Source organism: Pseudomonas sp. NFX224, assembly GCF_048565165.1.
Taxonomy (GTDB): domain Bacteria; phylum Pseudomonadota; class Gammaproteobacteria; order Pseudomonadales; family Pseudomonadaceae; genus Aquipseudomonas.
Genome location: NZ_CP183416.1, coordinates 5,218,918 through 5,235,289 on the forward strand (window position 1 = coordinate 5,218,918; position 16,372 = coordinate 5,235,289).

The 16,372-nt window shown below is 56.8% G+C and carries 14 protein-coding genes; 10 read left to right on the forward strand and 4 right to left on the reverse strand.

Translation table 11 applies throughout. The annotated features are described in order from the left end of the window. The first annotated feature begins 86 nt into the window (after positions 1-86). From ACNYC6_RS23810 to ACNYC6_RS23825, 4 genes are all read left to right on the forward strand, one after another. Positions 87-569 carry a MarR family winged helix-turn-helix transcriptional regulator gene (locus ACNYC6_RS23810; protein WP_419709423.1) on the forward strand — a complete coding sequence of 161 codons (483 nt, stop codon included), beginning with the start codon at positions 87-89 and terminating at the stop codon, positions 567-569. Beyond that, positions 559-2,028: an efflux transporter outer membrane subunit gene (locus tag ACNYC6_RS23815; RefSeq protein WP_419709424.1), complete on the forward strand. Its 1,470-nt coding sequence runs from the start codon at positions 559-561 to the stop codon at positions 2,026-2,028. Before ACNYC6_RS23810 ends, ACNYC6_RS23815 begins: the two co-directional genes overlap by 11 nt. Positions 2,029-2,043: 15 nt before the next feature. Next, complete coding sequence (locus ACNYC6_RS23820; protein ID WP_419709425.1) at positions 2,044-3,246, forward strand: HlyD family efflux transporter periplasmic adaptor subunit; 1,203 nt, start codon at positions 2,044-2,046, stop codon at positions 3,244-3,246. 64 nt (positions 3,247-3,310) lie between these two features. Continuing rightward, positions 3,311-4,843: a DHA2 family efflux MFS transporter permease subunit gene (locus tag ACNYC6_RS23825; RefSeq protein ID WP_419709426.1), complete on the forward strand. Its 1,533-nt coding sequence runs from the start codon at positions 3,311-3,313 to the stop codon at positions 4,841-4,843. Between the two features lie 124 nt (positions 4,844-4,967). Here the strand turns inward: ACNYC6_RS23825 and lpxH are convergent, their stop codons facing one another. Together lpxH and ACNYC6_RS23835 are read right to left on the reverse strand one after the other, a co-directional pair. Then, positions 4,968-5,720 (reverse strand): UDP-2,3-diacylglucosamine diphosphatase, encoded by a 753-nt coding sequence (lpxH, locus tag ACNYC6_RS23830; protein WP_419709427.1) that lies wholly within the window; start codon positions 5,718-5,720, stop codon positions 4,968-4,970. After that, positions 5,717-6,220 carry a peptidylprolyl isomerase gene (locus ACNYC6_RS23835; RefSeq protein ID WP_150701287.1) on the reverse strand — a complete coding sequence of 168 codons (504 nt, stop codon included), beginning with the start codon at positions 6,218-6,220 and terminating at the stop codon, positions 5,717-5,719. The genes lpxH and ACNYC6_RS23835 overlap by 4 nt, the downstream gene beginning before the upstream one ends. Positions 6,221-6,469: 249 nt before the next feature. Here ACNYC6_RS23835 and ACNYC6_RS23840 point away from each other — a divergent pair, with 249 nt between their 5' ends. Beyond that, on the forward strand, positions 6,470-8,167 hold the full coding sequence (locus ACNYC6_RS23840) for a glutamine--tRNA ligase/YqeY domain fusion protein (RefSeq protein WP_419709428.1): 1,698 nt from the start codon (positions 6,470-6,472) through the stop codon (positions 8,165-8,167). Between the two features lie 15 nt (positions 8,168-8,182). Beyond that, entirely contained in the window at positions 8,183-9,565 is a 1,383-nt protein-coding gene (cysS, locus tag ACNYC6_RS23845) for a cysteine--tRNA ligase (RefSeq protein WP_419709429.1), read from the forward strand. 282 nt (positions 9,566-9,847) lie between these two features. On the opposite strand, the gene ACNYC6_RS23850 is transcribed toward cysS, so the two are convergent. Further along, the gene (locus ACNYC6_RS23850; RefSeq protein ID WP_419709430.1) at positions 9,848-10,405 is read right to left on the reverse strand and encodes a class I SAM-dependent methyltransferase; all 558 of its coding nucleotides are present in this window, start codon (positions 10,403-10,405) and stop codon (positions 9,848-9,850) included. 418 nt (positions 10,406-10,823) lie between these two features. Between ACNYC6_RS23850 and hxsA2 the strand changes: the two genes are divergently transcribed. The 4 genes from hxsA2 to hxsC are packed head-to-tail and all read left to right on the forward strand — an operon-like array spanning position 10,824 to position 14,017. After that, positions 10,824-11,108, forward strand: coding sequence for a His-Xaa-Ser repeat protein HxsA2 (gene hxsA2, locus ACNYC6_RS23855; protein ID WP_419709431.1), 285 nt, complete (start codon positions 10,824-10,826; stop codon positions 11,106-11,108). Next, positions 11,108-11,410 carry a His-Xaa-Ser system protein HxsD gene (hxsD, locus tag ACNYC6_RS23860; RefSeq protein ID WP_419709432.1) on the forward strand — a complete coding sequence of 101 codons (303 nt, stop codon included), beginning with the start codon at positions 11,108-11,110 and terminating at the stop codon, positions 11,408-11,410. Before hxsA2 ends, hxsD begins: the two co-directional genes overlap by 1 nt. Further along, positions 11,403-12,860 (forward strand): His-Xaa-Ser system radical SAM maturase HxsB, encoded by a 1,458-nt coding sequence (hxsB, locus tag ACNYC6_RS23865; protein WP_419709433.1) that lies wholly within the window; start codon positions 11,403-11,405, stop codon positions 12,858-12,860. The genes hxsD and hxsB overlap by 8 nt, the downstream gene beginning before the upstream one ends. Beyond that, complete coding sequence (gene hxsC, locus ACNYC6_RS23870) at positions 12,854-14,017, forward strand: His-Xaa-Ser system radical SAM maturase HxsC (protein WP_419713004.1); 1,164 nt, start codon at positions 12,854-12,856, stop codon at positions 14,015-14,017. Before hxsB ends, hxsC begins: the two co-directional genes overlap by 7 nt. 327 nt (positions 14,018-14,344) lie before the next feature. On the opposite strand, the gene ACNYC6_RS23875 is transcribed toward hxsC, so the two are convergent. Then, positions 14,345-16,183: a sigma-54-dependent Fis family transcriptional regulator gene (locus ACNYC6_RS23875; protein ID WP_419709434.1), complete on the reverse strand. Its 1,839-nt coding sequence runs from the start codon at positions 16,181-16,183 to the stop codon at positions 14,345-14,347. Between the last annotated feature and the right edge of the window lie 189 nt (positions 16,184-16,372).

Here is a 16,372-nt window from a genome sequence, read left to right on the forward strand (position 1 = left end):
CCTCCTAACTATTACGTTGACATTCGCTGCCTAGGCAGTAACATCTCGACATACATTCACTGCCTAGGCAGCTAATTGGTGTTCAGATGAAACATTTCACGCCAGACGATTTCCACAATTGCCATCTCGGTCTCCTGTTAGGGCGCGCTGCGCTGCTCAAGGACCGGATCATCGACACGCATATGGAACCCCACGGCATCACCGCCGCGCAGTTTAAGGTGCTGATCATCATGGCTCAGTTCGGCGTCGATTCGCCGGGTGAGCTGTGTCGGCATCTGTCGCTGGACAGCGGTTCGATGACCCGCATGCTCGATCGTCTGGAGCAGAAAGGCTTCCTCGCTCGCCAACGCTCCGAGGCTGATCGCCGACAGGTGCAGCTAGTGCTCACGCAAGAGGGGCAACAACTGGCTGACCGTCTGCCGCACATCGGTGCCGAAGCCATGAATGAACTGGCCGGCGCCATCACTCCAGATGAGTTGAAGAACCTGGAGCTGATCCTCAAGAAAATTTTACTGGCAGCGGGTGATTCGATCACCTTGCTGCGCTTGGGTGGTAACAATGAACAGTAAAACCCTGCGCACCGGTTTGAGCCTGGTGCTGTTGGCCATGAGTCTGGCCGGTTGCGCCAGTTACAGCGGCTTGAGCACCGAAGGCGTCAGCCTCGATGCGAAAAATCTCAAGGCCGGACAATCCCTCGGCGGCGTGACGTTGTCACCGGCGGCATGGCCGAAAAGCGATTGGTGGCAAAGCCTCGGCGATCCGCAGCTCGACGGCCTGATCCGCGAAGCCCTGCACGACAGCCCCGACATGCAGATCGCCGACGCCCGTGCCCATCAGGCCAGCGCCGCCGCCTACGCCGCCGATGCCGCGCGGATGCCGACCCTCGATGCCAGCGCCGGTGTCACCCGTTCACGTCTGGCCCGGGACCAGGACCCGCTGGGGCAGGGCGACAACTACGCCACCGTGCGTAACATCGGTGCCAGCTTCAACTACAACTTCGATCTCTGGGGCGGTCAGCGTGACGCCTGGGAAGCCGCACTGGGCGAGGCCCGCGCTGCGGAAGTCGATCAAAAGGCGGCGCAGTTGACCTTGTCCGCCGATGTGGCCCGCGCTTACAGCGATCTTGGGCAGGCTTACATCGTCCACGATCTGTCCGCCGAAGACCTCAAACGCACCAAACAAATGCTCGACCTGAGCCAGCGTCGCCTGAGCGCCGGGATCGACAGCCAGTATCAGTTCCAGCAAACCGAAAGCCTGGAAGCCACGTCAGAAGCCAACCTGATCGACGCCGAAAAGCGCCTGCAAAGCGCCAGGATCGCACTGGCCGTGCTGCTTGGCAAAGGCCCGGATCGCGGCAATGAAATCGCCCGGCCGAACATTCTCAAACCTGGCGCCGTGGCGTTGCCGTCGGTGTTGCCGGCCGAGCTGCTCGGTCGTCGTCCGGACCTGGTGGCGGCGCGTTGGCGGGTCGAGGCGGCGAGCAAGAACATCGACGCCGGCAAAACGCAGTTCTATCCAAACTTGAACCTCAGCGCAGCGGCGGGTGCCGAATCGTTATTGGGCGATGCGATGTTCGGTTCGGCCAGTCGATTCTTCAATGTCGCGCCGACCATTTCCGTGCCGATCTTCGACGGTGGCCGTCTTCGCGCCGACCTCGATTCCCGCGACGCCGACTACGACCTGGCGGTGGCGCAGTACAACAAAAGCCTGGTCAAGGCGTTGGGCGATGTCAGCGACAGCATCAACCAGTTGCGTGATATCGGTCGGCAGATCGCTGCCCAGCAGCACGCCACCGACATTGCCCAGGATTCATACAACACCGTGGTCCAGCGGTACGGTTCCGGCATCGGCAACTACCTGGACGTGCTCAGCATCGAGCAACAATTGCTTCAGGCCCAGCGTCAGTTGGCCAACCTGAACGCCGAGCAGATCGACCTGTCGATCCAACTGATACAGGCGCTGGGTGGCGGCTTCCAGCCTGAGGCCATGGCCTCGGCCGACGCCGCGCCAGCCACGCTGACCCACTAATTCAAGGTACTTGTCATGGCCACTGCCGATACAACTCAATCCCCGGAAAACACCCCGGCCAATCCCAACGCGGGCAAGCGCAAGTTCATGTTGCTGGTGCTTGCCGTGGTCGTCGCACTCAGCGGTGTGGGCGTCTGGGCCTATCACGAATTTTACGGGCGCTGGAGCGAAAGCACCGACGACGCCTATGTGAACGGCAACGTGGTGGAAATCACTCCGCTGGTCACCGGCACGGTGGTGAGCATCGGCGCCGACGATGGTGACCTGGTCCACGAAGGCCAGGTGCTGGTGAACTTCGACCCGAACGATGCCGAAATCGGCCTGCAAAACGCCCAGGCCAATCTGGCCCGCACGGTGCGTCAGGTTCGCGGTTTGTACAGCGATGTCGATGGCATGAAAGCCCAGGTCAACGCCCAGCAAGCCGAAGTGCAGAAGGCCCAGGACAACTACAGCCGCCGGAAAAACCTTGCCAGCGGCGGGGCGATTTCCCAGGAGGAATTGTCCCACGCCCGTGACGACCTGACCTCGGCGCAAAACGCCTTGGCCAACGCCCAGCAGAAACTCAAGACCACCAGCGCACTGGTCGACGACACTGTGGTGTCCTCGCACCCGGACGTAATGGCCGCCGCCGCGCAATTGCGTCAGGCCTACCTGAACAATTCCCGCAGTGTCTTGATCGCACCGGTTACCGGTTACGTGGCCAAACGCTCGGTACAGCTTGGTCAACGGGTGCAGCCGGGTGAAGCGTTGATGGCGGTGATTCCGCTGGATCAACTGTGGATCGACGCCAACTTTAAGGAAACTCAGTTGCGCGACATGCGCATTGGCCAACCGGTGGAAATCGAAACCGATCTCTACGGCAGCAGCGTGAAATACAGCGGAACCATCGACAGCCTCGGCGCCGGTACCGGCAGTGCGTTTGCCCTGCTGCCAGCGCAAAACGCCACCGGTAACTGGATCAAGATCGTGCAACGGGTGCCGGTGCGGATTCACATCAACGCCGAAGAATTGGCCAAACACCCGCTGCGGGTTGGCCTGTCGACCATCGTCGATGTCGACCTGCACGACCAGAGCGGCCCGGTGCTGGCGCAACAGCCTCCGCAGAAGGCGTCGTTCAGCACCCGCATCTACGACCGCCAGTTGGCCGAGGCCGACGCCATGATCACGCAGTTGATTCACGACAACAGCGCTGCGGTCAGCAAGACCGCGCATCGCTGATTCGCCAATCCGTCGACTGCGCCTGTAACGGGCGCAGCGCAACCTGAGTGTCAAAGGATTCGCGATGAGCAATAACGCCTCTTTCACGCCTCCCAGCCTGGTGCTCAGCACCATCGGCCTGTCGCTGGCGACCTTCATGCAAGTGCTCGACACCACCATCGCCAACGTGGCGTTGCCGACGATTTCCGGCAACCTGGGCGTGAGTGCGGAGCAGGGCACGTGGGTGATCACATCGTTCGCGGTGAGCAACGCCATCGCACTGCCGCTGACCGGTTGGCTCAGCCGCCGTTTCGGCGAGGTGAAACTGTTTATCTGGGCGACGCTGCTGTTCGTGCTCGCGTCGTTCCTGTGCGGGATTTCCACTTCCATGCCGGAACTGGTGGGCTTTCGGGTCCTGCAGGGCGTGGTGGCGGGGCCGTTGTACCCCATGACCCAGACGCTGTTGATTGCGGTCTATCCCCCGGCGAAACGGGGGATGGCGTTGGCGCTACTGGCCATGGTCACGGTGGTGGCGCCGATTGCCGGGCCGATCCTGGGCGGCTGGATCACCGACAGTTACAGTTGGCCGTGGATCTTCTTCATCAACGTGCCGATCGGTCTCTTCGCGGCGTGGGTGGTCAAGCAGCAGATGAAAAAGCGCCCGGTGGTCACCAGCCGCCAGCCGATGGATTACGTCGGCCTGATCGCCTTAATCATCGGCGTCGGCGCGTTGCAGATCGTCCTCGACAAAGGCAACGATGCCGATTGGTTCGAATCGAGCTTCATCATCATCGGCTCGGTGATTTCCGTGGTCGCCCTGGTGTTCTTTGTGATCTGGGAAATGACCGATGAACATCCGGTGGTCAACCTTCGGCTATTCGCCCACCGCAACTTCCGCTACGGCACCATCGTGCTGATTCTGGGTTATGCCGGGTTCTTCGGGATCAACCTGATCCTGCCGCAATGGCTGCAGACGCGACTGGGGTACACCGCGACCTGGGCCGGTTTTGCCGTGGCGCCGCTGGGTATCCTGCCGGTGCTGCTGTCACCGTTTGTCGGCAAGTACGCGCCGAAATTCGACATGCGGGTGCTGGCAGGCGGGGCATTCCTGGCCATCGGCCTGAGCTGTTTCATGCGCGCCGGCTTCACCAATGAAGTGGATTTCCAGCACATCGCCATGGTGCAGCTGTTCATGGGCATCGGCGTGGCGCTGTTCTTCATGCCGACCTTGACCATCCTGCTCTCGGACTTGCCACCGCATCAGATTGCCGATGGTTCGGGGTTGGCGACGTTCCTGCGGACCTTGGGCGGTAGCTTTGCGGCATCGTTGACGACCTGGATCTGGATTCGTCGGGCAGACCAGCACCACGCTTATCTGAACGAAAGCATCACCCAGTTCGACCCGGCGACACGTGAAACGTTGACGCATCTGGGCGGGGCGGGGGTCAAGGCCTATACGCAGCTGGATCAGATGGTGGTCAGCCAGGCGTACATCATGTCCACGGTGGATTACTTCACCCTACTGGGCTGGATGTTTTTCGGGCTGATATTGATCGTATGGCTGGCCAAGCCGCCGTTTACCGCGAAGGCCGGGCCTGCGGCGTCCTCGGGACACTAAACATAAACACCGCGCAACAACTGTAGGCGCGAGCCTGCTCGCGATAGCGGATTCAGCTTCAACATCTTTGTTGACTGATCCACCGCTATCGCGAGCAGGCTCGCTCCTACAGGGGAGGCGGCAGTCAGTTCGCCGGAGCAGCCAATTGCGGCGGTGGCGTGAAGTCAAACGGAGCCAATGCAAACCCGTTTTCATCCACCTGCAATGCCCAACCTTGCTTATCCCAATCCCCCAGCACAATGCGCCGGGCCGCTTGTTCGCCCAGCTGCAGCTTGTGAATTGCAGGGCGATGAGTGTGCCCATGGATCAGCGTCTTCACGCCGTATTGCTGCATGATCCGCGGAATCTCCAAGGGCGTGACGTCGACAATGTCATTGGCCTTCATCCGCGTTTGCGCACGGCTTTCACTGCGCAGCTTGCGCGCCAGTTTATGCCGGGTGCTTAACGGCAGATGCCGCAGGATGAACAGGGTGATCGGGTTGCGCAGGTAGCGGCGCAGCTTCATATAGGCTTCGTCGCGGGTGCAGAGGCTGTCGCCGTGCATCAATAGCACCGGCTCGCCGTTGAACTGCACGACACTCGGGTCCTTCAACAATGTGCAGCCGGCCTGTTTGCAAAAGGCCTTGCCGAGCATGAAGTCACGATTGCCGTGCATCAGGAAAATGGCCGTGCCGCTGTCGCTCAATTCGCGCAGGGCCTGGCAGATGGAACGCTGGAAAGGGCTCATGGCGTCGTCGCCAATCCACGCCTCGAAAAAGTCGCCCAGAATGTACAACGCACTCGCCGAGCGGGCGCGTCCGGCGAGCAAATCCAGAAACGCCCGGGTAATGTCCGGGCGCTCCTCTTCCAGATGCAAGTCTGAAATCAGCAATATCACTCAATGATCTCGGCTTTCTCGATGATCACGTCGTCTGCTGGTACGTCCTGGTGGCCGGACTTGGACGTGGTGGCCACGCCTTTGATCTTGTCGACAACGTCCTGACCGGCGGTCACTTTGCCGAACACTGCGTAGCCCCAGCCCTGAACGTTCTTGCCGCTGTGGTTCAGGAAACTGTTGTCAGCCACGTTGATGAAGAACTGTGCGGAAGCCGAATGCGGTTCCATGGTGCGAGCCATGGCAACGGTGTACTTCTCGTTGGAAAGACCGTTGTCAGCTTCGTTCTGGATGCTTGGGCGCTTGTCTTTCTTTTCTTTCATGCCTGGCTCGAAACCGCCGCCCTGGATCATGAAGTTACCGATGACACGGTGGAAAACGGTGTTTTCGTAGTGACCGGCTTTAACGTACTCGACGAAGTTGGCCACGGTGATCGGGGCTTTGTCGGCGTTCAGTTCGAGGACGATGTCGCCGAAGTTGGTAGTCAGTTTGACTTGGGTCATGATCGTTACTCTTTGGAGGAATTCGTGGTTTTGGGACATTCCATCCCGCAACCGGTTCAGCCTGTCTCGGCCAAGGTGCGCAGTTTAGCGTGACAGGCGTGAATTTCGAGGCTGTTTTTCATTTACCGCCTATTAAATGCGACCGTTTGCAGGTGCGCGCTGTCAGGTGCTTGACGGCATCGGCTATGATAGCGGCTTTGTTTTGTCCGGCCTTCATTACGGCCACGCACTTGTACGTTCAAGGATCCTATGAGCAAGCCCACTGTCGACCCTACCTCGAATGCCAAGACCGGCCCAGCCGTGCCGGTCAACTTCCTGCGGCCGATCATCCAGGCAGACCTGGACTCGGGCAAGCACACGCAGATCGTCACCCGTTTCCCGCCTGAGCCCAACGGCTACCTGCACATCGGCCACGCCAAGTCGATCTGCGTGAACTTCGGCCTGGCCCAGGAGTTCGGCGGCGTCACGCACCTGCGTTTCGACGACACCAACCCGGCCAAGGAAGACCAGGAATACATCGACGCGATCGAAAGCGACGTCAAATGGCTGGGCTTCGAATGGTCCGGCGAAGTGCGCTACGCCTCGCAGTATTTCGACCAGTTGCACGACTGGGCGGTAGAGCTGATCAAATCCGGCAAGGCCTACGTCGACGACCTGACCCCTGAGCAAGCCAAGGAATACCGTGGCAGCCTGACCGAGCCGGGCAAGAACAGCCCGTTCCGTGATCGCTCCGTAGAAGAAAACCTCGACTGGTTCACCCGCATGCGTGCCGGCGAGTTCCCGGACGGCGCACGTGTGCTGCGGGCCAAGATCGACATGGCTTCGCCGAACATGAACCTGCGCGATCCGATCATGTATCGCATCCGTCACGCTCACCACCACCAGACCGGTGACAAGTGGTGCATCTACCCGAACTACGACTTCACCCACGGTCAGTCGGACGCCATCGAAGGCATCACTCACTCGATCTGCACCCTGGAATTCGAAAGCCACCGTCCGCTGTACGAGTGGTTCCTCGAACACTTGCCGGTGCCGGCCAACCCGCGCCAGTACGAGTTCAGCCGCCTGAACCTGAACTACACCATCACCAGCAAGCGCAAGCTCAAGCAACTGGTCGATGAAAAGCACGTCAACGGCTGGGACGACCCGCGCATGTCCACGCTGTCGGGCTTCCGCCGCCGTGGCTACACGCCGAAATCGATCCGCAACTTCTGCGAAATGATCGGCACCAACCGTTCCGACGGCGTGGTCGACTTCGGCATGCTCGAGTTCAGCATCCGTGACGACCTCGACCAGAGCGCCCCGCGTGCCATGTGCGTGCTGCGTCCGCTGAAAGTCGTGATCACCAACTACCCGGAAGACCAGGTCGAGAACCTTGAACTGCCGCGTCATCCGAAAGAAGACATGGGTGTGCGTGCGCTGCCGTTCGCCCGTGAAATCTACATCGACCGTGACGACTTCATGGAAGAGCCGCCGAAGGGCTACAAGCGCCTGGAACCCACCGGTGAAGTGCGCCTGCGTGGCAGCTATGTGATCCGTGCCGACGAAACGATCAAGGACGCCGATGGCAACATCGTCGAACTGCGTTGCTCGTATGACCCGCAAACCCTGGGCAAGAACCCTGAAGGCCGCAAGGTCAAAGGCGTGATCCACTGGGTGCCGGCCGCCGCCAGCGTCGAGTGCGAAGTGCGTCTGTACGATCGTCTGTTCCGTTCTCCGAACCCGGAGAAAGCCGAAGACAGCGCCAGTTTCCTGGACAACATCAACCCTGATTCGCTGCAAGTTCTCACTGGTTGTCGTGCCGAGCCTTCGTTGGGCAACGCACAGCCGGAAGACCGTTTCCAGTTCGAGCGCGAAGGTTACTTCTGCGCGGATATCAAGGACTCGAAACCGGGCGCTCCGGTATTCAACCGTACCGTGACCTTGCGTGATTCGTGGGGCCAGTGATTCAAGGAACCTAAAGTGCTTTCTATCTACAACACGCTCACCAAGAGCAAAGAAGTCTTCAAGCCGCTCGATGGCAACAAAGTGCGCATGTACGTGTGCGGCATGACCGTGTACGACTACTGCCACCTGGGCCACGGTCGCAGCATGGTCGCGTTCGACCTGGTGACGCGCTGGTTGCGGTTCAGCGGTTACGAGCTGACCTACGTGCGCAACATCACCGACATTGACGACAAGATCATCAACCGGGCCAACGAGAACGGCGAGTCGTTCGAAGCGCTGACCGAGCGGATGATCGCGGCGATGCACGAAGACGAAGCGCGCCTGAACATCAAGAAACCGGACATGGAGCCGCGTGCCACCGATCACATCCCTGGCATGCACGCGATGATCCAGACCCTGATCGACAAGGGTTATGCCTACGCCCCGGGCAATGGCGACGTGTACTACCGCGTCGGCAAGTTCATGGGCTACGGCAAGCTGTCGCGCAAGAAAATCGAAGACCTGCGCATCGGCGCACGCATTGAAGTCGACGAGTCCAAGCAGGACCCACTCGACTTCGTGCTGTGGAAAGCCGCCAAGCCGGGCGAGCCTAGTTGGGAATCGCCATGGGGCGCCGGGCGTCCGGGCTGGCACATCGAGTGCTCGGTGATGTCCACCTGCTGCCTGGGCGAGACCTTCGACATTCATGGCGGCGGCAGCGACCTTGAGTTCCCGCACCACGAAAACGAAATCGCCCAGAGCGAAGCGGCCACCGGCAAGACCTACGCCAATGCGTGGATGCATTGCGGCATGATTCGCATCAATGGCGAGAAGATGTCCAAGTCCTTGAACAACTTCTTCACCATTCGCGACGTGCTCGACAAGTACCAGCCGGAAGTCGTGCGTTACTTGCTGGTGTCGAGCCACTACCGCAGCGCCATCAACTATTCGGAAGACAACCTCAAGGATGCCAAGGGCGCCCTGGAGCGTTTCTACCACGCGTTGAAAGGCCTGCCGAACGTGGCGCCTGCTGGCGGCGAAGCCTTCGTCGAACGCTTCACCACGGTGATGAACGACGACTTCGGTACGCCGGAAGCCTGTGCGGTGCTGTTCGAGATGGTCCGTGAGATCAACCGTCTGCGTGAGAGCGATCTCAATGCCGCGGCTGGTTTGGCTGCCCGCTTGAAAGAACTGGCCAGCGTGCTGGGTGTGTTGCAGCTTGAAGCCGATGATTTCCTGCAGGCAGGTGCCGAAGGGCGCGTCGATGCAGCCGAAGTCGAAGCGCTGATCGCTGCGCGTCTGGCGGCACGTGCCGGCAAGGACTGGGCCGAATCCGACCGCATCCGCGACCAGCTCACCGCCATGGGCGTGGTGCTGGAAGACGGCAAGGGTGGGACGACCTGGCGTCTGGCTGATTGATTGCTGCTTCTGTTAAAGACAAAACCCGCCTTGTGCGGGTTTTTGTTTTTCAAGGAGTAAGTGCAGCGGTGTCCCGGCTGGCCTCATCGCGGGCAAGCCCGCTCCCACAGTGATCGAAGTGAATTTCGATTTTGTGAACAACGCAAAACCCTGTGGGAGCAACTGTCTGCACCATGCCATTCGTCAGCGCCACTCGGTACCGTCGCGCAGCATGGCATTCAGTCTGATCAGCAGTATCCGCATTCGAGCGATTGTTTTCAGTCTATAGTCGCAGGTGCTCTATTAACTCATTTTTTGAGCAACCAATTTTACGGTGGCATATTTTTTATCGGGACCAACAAGTCGCTCTTTGTGGTGTTTGATAATAAACGTTTTCTCTAAGATTTTTTTTACTTCTCCGGAAATACCCAATTCACGCCAGTTTCCACCGTTGCCACCGATACTTTCATAAATTAAGAATCCAGATGGTTTAATTATATCGATTAAATTTTCTATTAAATATTTATTGTAAAAATGAATGATGATCACGGCTGAAAAAGAATTACTTTTGAATGGTAGTGGTTTTCTGCAGTCCAAAACAATTGGGTTTATACTTTTATGGCTTAAGAACCATGAGTTACTAAAGCTTTCATAAGAAAAATCTACAGCCACTACATTTAAATGATGTTTGGATAATAGTGCTGAATTACGACCATACCCGCACCCCGCATCAAGAACAGTTGACCCTTCACGTAAATTCAAAGCTGAAAGCACCCCCTCAAGGAAACTAGAAGGATCATCGGATAGCGGTTTTTTATGTCGGCTGTAATGGCTGTCGATTTGACTATTTCTCAATCTCATAGGGAACCTGCGAAAATCGCTCTGCAAAATGAAAAACAAGATAACTACTGCATGCCCTCAGGCAATTTTAAAGCCATCATAGTCTGTCGGCCTGCGCTGTCTGTCCCGGGGCTTACATTTAATTGCAGGCTTTGAAGTTTAAGATAGTTCAAGAGGTTAGATAACGCCTTCTCGTGTTTGGTGGGGAGTCTCAATTTTCGTGAAAGGCTATGCGCCGCATCCGTCAAGGACGGTAATAGGAGAATTATATGGCGCCATCTCTGTGCTGTCGTTTTTCGCTCTATAGCCTTTACTAAAAAGCGTGTCGTCTGTCGGGTTATGGATGAGTAAAAGGCCATTAGTCGATTCCATATTGACATCATTGATATGTGTCAGCGAGACTCACCGAAAACCCCAAGAACGATAGGGAAAATTCGCGATGAAAAAACGCTCCTTTCTGGTACCGATGGCCACTCTTGCAGCTGCGATGGCAGCCGAACAAGCATCAGCAGTAGCCAGCCACGAGGTTATAGAACCAATAACCGACACCCCAAACACATTCCCGGCTGAAGCTCAAAGCGAAAACCTTTCGGTGCGCGGTGGTAGTGATCAATTCGCCTTTGTTCTCAAACGCGGGGGCCAAGGGCAGTTAATGGCTTACCACACCTCCCACAGCTCCCATGCTTCTCACTCCTCGCACACCTCTCACACTTCAGGCTCCTGATGGCTTACTCACATAAGCTCGTTTTTGATGAGCGGATTTACGACGCGCAGGTGTTGCAGAAAGCCGCTTATCGTTCGATGAATTTTCTGACGGTTGATATCGCAGCCGATGAGGGGGTGTTTATCTGCGCCTTGTCCTCGAATATCGGCGTTGATGAGTCGTCCTTCCTATCTGCGGTTCAAGAATTCAAGAAGGATGTGCTCGACTATCAATTGCGCCACCAGCTGATCACCGAGACGCAGCCGATCAAAAATTTGATCCTTGGACTGGCCTTTTCAAAAACCGGGCTTATTAGTGAGTAAATTCCAAAAGCTTGAGCTCTACGCGCAGCAACGTCCTTACGAGTTGCTGCCCTTCAAGTTTGACCGCCTGAATGACGACGAGTATGTCATCACCAACATGGCAGGCGAGTTCCACGTCATACCATCGCCTATGCTTGAGCCGATCATTAGTAAGACGCTTCCACTCTCATCAGAGCTGATCCCTACGCTCCGGTCCAAGCACTTCATTCGCTTCACCAATGAGCAAGCGCCACTTCAGCTCTTGGCACTCAAAATACGCACACGGCTGTCCAGGCTGGCCCAGTTCACCAATCTACATATCTTCGTGGTGACCCTTCGCTGTGACCACAGCTGTCCGTATTGCCAGGTATCAAGGCAGTCGGAAAGCAAAGGCGAATTCGACATGACCACGGAGATGGCAGACAAATCGTTGGATTTCGTTTTTAGGTCACCGAATCCAGCGATCAAAATTGAATTTCAGGGTGGCGAACCACTGCTGAACTTCGAGATAGTGAGGTACGTCGTTCTTGAGGCAAAAAAGCGCAACATCAAGGAAAGGCGAGACCTGCGGTTCGTCATCGCGACCACACTGTCGCTCCTGACCGATGACATGCTCGAATTTTGTAAGCGGCACAACATCGTGCTTTCATCTTCGCTGGACGGGCCAATGGATCTGCATAATGCAAATCGCCCACGGCCAGGCCGAGATAGTCACCAGCGTTTCGAGGAGGGCTTGAAAAAAGCCCGTGCAGCCCTCGGCTATGACCAAGTGTCAGCCCTGATGACAACTACAGATAAGAGCCTGCCACGCGCACGTGACATCATTGATGAATACTTGCGCCTGGGCTTTGATGGGATCTTCTTACGTACGCTCTCCCCTTACGGCTTTGCGATCAAGACCAAGAAATTCATGTCGTATGACACGGAGCGTTGGTTGGAGTTTTACAAGGAAGGTCTTGAGTACATTATTGAGCTGAACAAGTCCGGCATAAGATTTGTAGAGCAGTACTCCTCAATTGTGCTGGCGAAGATGTTGACATCAGGGGACCCTGGGTTTGTTGATTTGATGAACCCTGCCGGAGCTGGCATCGCCGCCATCGTGTTCAACTACGACGGATCGGTCTACGCCTCAGATGAAAGCCGAATGCTTGCCGAAATGGGCGATCATACGTTTCGGCTGGGCAACATTCTTGAGCATTCCTATGAGGACATAATCCTTTCTGATCAGCTTCTGGATGCACTGGAGAACTCGTTCACTTTAAGCGCTCCAATGTGCTCTGACTGTGCATTTGAGCCATACTGCGGCGCCGAGCCCGTCTACCATCACGCCATCCACAAGGACGTGGTTGCAAGAAAACCTGAGTCCTCTTTCTGCAAGCGAAATATGGCGATTTTCAAGCATCTCATTGAGCTGATGGAAAGCGATGAGCAAACGAAACGGATTTTTATGGGATGGGCCAATCGATGCTGAAGCTCGGCGGAAAGATTATCCGTATCCATGCGGTTGATGTTCACAAGGACCTCACCTTACTCAAAGTGGCGACCAGCCGGAGTCTGCCTGAAGTTTTGCGACGAGAAATGGCCTATCTGGTTTCTGATCACCAGATTCCCCGAGGATTCGTACACTACCTACTGCTTGAAAAACATCGTGAGTTGGTTGACGTGCTGCCTTCCGACTCTGATTACTCACTCCTACCAAATGACTACAGCTACATTGGTGATGGTGACATAGTCAGGCTTTCAGTAGATCGTCGGACAATTCGTGTACTATTTCGGGCATCGGCGCCCAACAACAGTATTCTGATTACTGAACAGTGCAATCATTACTGCCTGATGTGCTCACAACCGCCTAAGGCTGCTGATGATTCATGGTTGCTCGATGAAACGGAAAATCTGATCCCGCTAATTCCAAAGGACACCCCAGAATTGGTATTTACTGGCGGCGAGCCAACGACCAATCGGGAGCGTTTCCTTAAGATCATCAGCCTGACAAAAAGTTATCTACCAAGAACTGCAATCCACATTCTCTCGAACGGGCGCAGTTTTAAAGACCCTGCGTTCGCCGAAAAGTATGCGCAGATTGAATTGCCCGACGCGATGATCGGAATACCTGTCTATTCGGACGATCCGACGCTACATGACTACATCGTCCAGGCCCAAGGCGCATTCGATGAAACCATTCAGGGTATTCTCAATCTGAAGCGCTTGGGTCAGAAGGTTGAGATCCGAGTTGTCATTCACAAGCTATCAGTGCAGCGCCTGCCTGAGCTGTGTGAGTTCATCGCACGCAACCTGCTGTTTGTTGATCATGTGGCGTTGATGGGCCTAGAGATGATGGGCTTCGCTAGGGCCAATCTTGATGAGCTGTGGATTGACCCAATTGAGTACAAAGACACACTCAGCAAATCAGTTGGGATTTTGGCCAAGTACGGCATGAATATCTCGGTCTACAACCATCAGCTGTGTTTGGTGAATCCGGACATTCAACCCTACTACCGTAAATCAATCAGCGACTGGAAGAACGAGTACGCTTCTGAGTGTCAGAGCTGTAAAAAACAGCGCGAATGCGGAGGTTTCTTCGCATCAGGTGTTAAATTCGGTTACAGCAAGCACCTAGTCCCGTTCTGACTTCGGCATCATTTTAGTGAGTCACATAGCGTTATTAGTGCATACACGTCCGCAAATGGTGCTCGCTGCTTGTAATGGTCGCTGATTGGTAGTGGTCAACTCCGATGCATGGTTGGTCACGTTGAATGCCTGCGGGGGAGTGAGTAAGTCTGTGTAACTACTCATTCAACAGAGTCAGTCGCCGCGGCGGCCGCGAAAACTATAAGCACTTTATGCGGATTTTTGTTTATGCGCAGGGCTTTTAAGTACTGCGGTGGCGGGGCTTGAGACCATCGCGGGCTTGCCCGCGATGGTCTCAAGCCGAACACAGCCAGTGCGGCGAACTCATCACTCGGAGTGACGCAATCGCTTGTAAAGGGTGTTGCGACTAACCCCAAGCCGCCGCGCCAAGTGCGAAATATTCCCCCCCGCCGCCTGCAACTGCCGATTCAATTCTTCAACATCATTCAGATCCACGGCCAACGGCTCGGGCGTGTCCAGCGGTTCCATCTCCAGATCGACAAAAAAATCATCCGGCAAGTGCTCCGGCCGCACCGGTTGCTCTTCGGCCATGGCCAGCGCTACCTGCATCACGCTGCTGACCTGACGCAAATTCCCCGGCCACGGGTGACGGTCGAACAGCTCCAGCACCTCGCGGCTCAGCCCAGCCCATTGGCTCGGTTCGCGATGCTGTTCCCACAAACGCTTGAACAGCGCTTCTTTATCGCTGCGTTCTCTTAACGGCGGCAGTTCCAGGGTCAAGCCGCCAATGCGGTAGTACAAATCCTCGCGGAATCGCCCCAACTGCACCTGCTCGCGCAGCGAACGGTTGGTCGCGGAAATAATGCGGATGTCCACCGGGAACAACTCACTGCTGCCTACCGGTTGCACGCAACGCTCCTGCAACACCCGCAGCAAACGCGCCTGGGTCGGTAGCGGCATGTCGCCGATTTCGTCGAGGAACAATGTGCCCCGGTCGGCCTTGCGGATCAGGCCAATGCTGCCTTTCTGGTTGGCACCGGTGAACGCGCCTTTCTCGTAGCCGAACAATTCGGACTCCACCAGTTCGGCGGGGATCGCTGCACAGTTGACGGCAATGAGCGCCTGTTTGCTGCGAGAGCTGGCATGGTGCAAGGCTTTGACGAAGACTTCCTTGCCGACGCCAGTCTCGCCGTGGATCAACAACGGAATGTCTTTTTCCAGCAAGCGCTCGGCCTGGCGCACGGCTTTTTCCACGCGGCTGTCGCCGAAATGCAGGGTGTTGAGGCTGATCGCCGCGGGTGCCGGGTTTGCCACAGCAGGTTCGGTGAAGACTCTGGGTTGAATCGGAACCTGTTTCGGCCGTTTCAACAGGCACTGGAAGCGATTGCGCCCGGAAGCCTGAAGCGAGAAGGGCAGGCCTTCGGGTTGATTGAGCAGTTCCAGCAGCGAAACCTTGAACAGACTTTCGACACTGACCCGCGACAGTCGGATGCCCAACAGATTATCGGCGCGGCGGTTTGCGGACAGCACCTGGCCGCTCTCATCAAAAATCAGCAACCCGGCCCACTGGCTGTCGAGGTTGTTCAGGCCGGTGTTGAAGGTCAGTTGGAAATGCTGGCCGTGGAACAGATTGAGGATCAGCCGGTTTTCCACGGTCTGGCTCATCATCTTGACCATGCCCAAGGTGTGGGACGGCGGCAGGTAGCTGTCGCTGGAGACATCGAGCACCGCAATGACCTTGCGCTCGGCATCGAAAATCGGTGCGGCGGAACCGGTCATGAAACGGTTGGCCTTGAGGAAGTGTTCATCGTGCTCAATGTGCACTGCCTGCTCGCAGGCCAGCGCGGTGCCAATGGCGTTGGTGCCGCTGGAACGCTCCATCCAGCTGGCGCCGGCGCTGAAACCACGGGTCAGGCTCGGCTCGATGAAACGCTGGGTGCCCCAGGACGTCAGCACCTGGCCCTGATTGTCGGCAAGCATAATCAGGCAATTGGAGTTGCTGAGGATGTTCTCGTAGTACGGCAGCACTTCCTGGTGGGTGGTTTGCACCAGTGAGTGCTGGCTCTCCAGCAATTGCTTGATGCCTTCCGCCGGCAGTTGATCGAATGCCGGAGCGCTTTGGTGATCAAGGCCGAACGCGCGGCAACGGGTCCAGGAGTCCTGGATGATGGTGTCGTGGGACAGCGGCGAGGCGGGTGCGGCCATGGCAGTCAGTCTCTGAACAAGCTTTTATTGTTTTTATGGGTATTTCCCTTGTGGGAGCGAGCTTGTTCGCGATGAGGGTGTGCCAGTCGACATTAATGTTGGCTGAACCACCGCTATCGCGAGCAGGCTCGCGCCCACAGGCTTTGCACCTATTCCGGTTCCGGGGTGGGGCAAAAATCATCCATAGAG

Bases quoted from the DNA above. Each gene is read 5' to 3' on its own strand.
- ACNYC6_RS23840 (WP_419709428.1), top strand. From the start codon at position 6,470: ATGAGCAAGCCCACTGTCGACCCTACCTCGAATGCCAAGACCGGCCCA.
- ACNYC6_RS23825 (WP_419709426.1), top strand. From the start codon at position 3,311: ATGAGCAATAACGCCTCTTTCACGCCTCCCAGCCTGGTGCTCAGCACC.
- ACNYC6_RS23815 (WP_419709424.1), top strand. From the start codon at position 559: ATGAACAGTAAAACCCTGCGCACCGGTTTGAGCCTGGTGCTGTTGGCC.
- hxsC (WP_419713004.1), top strand. From the start codon at position 12,854: ATGCTGAAGCTCGGCGGAAAGATTATCCGTATCCATGCGGTTGATGTT.
- ACNYC6_RS23850 (WP_419709430.1), bottom strand. From the start codon at position 10,405: ATGAGATTGAGAAATAGTCAAATCGACAGCCATTACAGCCGACATAAA.
- ACNYC6_RS23875 (WP_419709434.1), bottom strand. From the start codon at position 16,183: ATGGCCGCACCCGCCTCGCCGCTGTCCCACGACACCATCATCCAGGAC.
- hxsD (WP_419709432.1), top strand. From the start codon at position 11,108: ATGGCTTACTCACATAAGCTCGTTTTTGATGAGCGGATTTACGACGCG.
- hxsA2 (WP_419709431.1), top strand. From the start codon at position 10,824: ATGAAAAAACGCTCCTTTCTGGTACCGATGGCCACTCTTGCAGCTGCG.
- ACNYC6_RS23810 (WP_419709423.1), top strand. From the start codon at position 87: ATGAAACATTTCACGCCAGACGATTTCCACAATTGCCATCTCGGTCTC.
- ACNYC6_RS23835 (WP_150701287.1), bottom strand. From the start codon at position 6,220: ATGACCCAAGTCAAACTGACTACCAACTTCGGCGACATCGTCCTCGAA.
- ACNYC6_RS23820 (WP_419709425.1), top strand. From the start codon at position 2,044: ATGGCCACTGCCGATACAACTCAATCCCCGGAAAACACCCCGGCCAAT.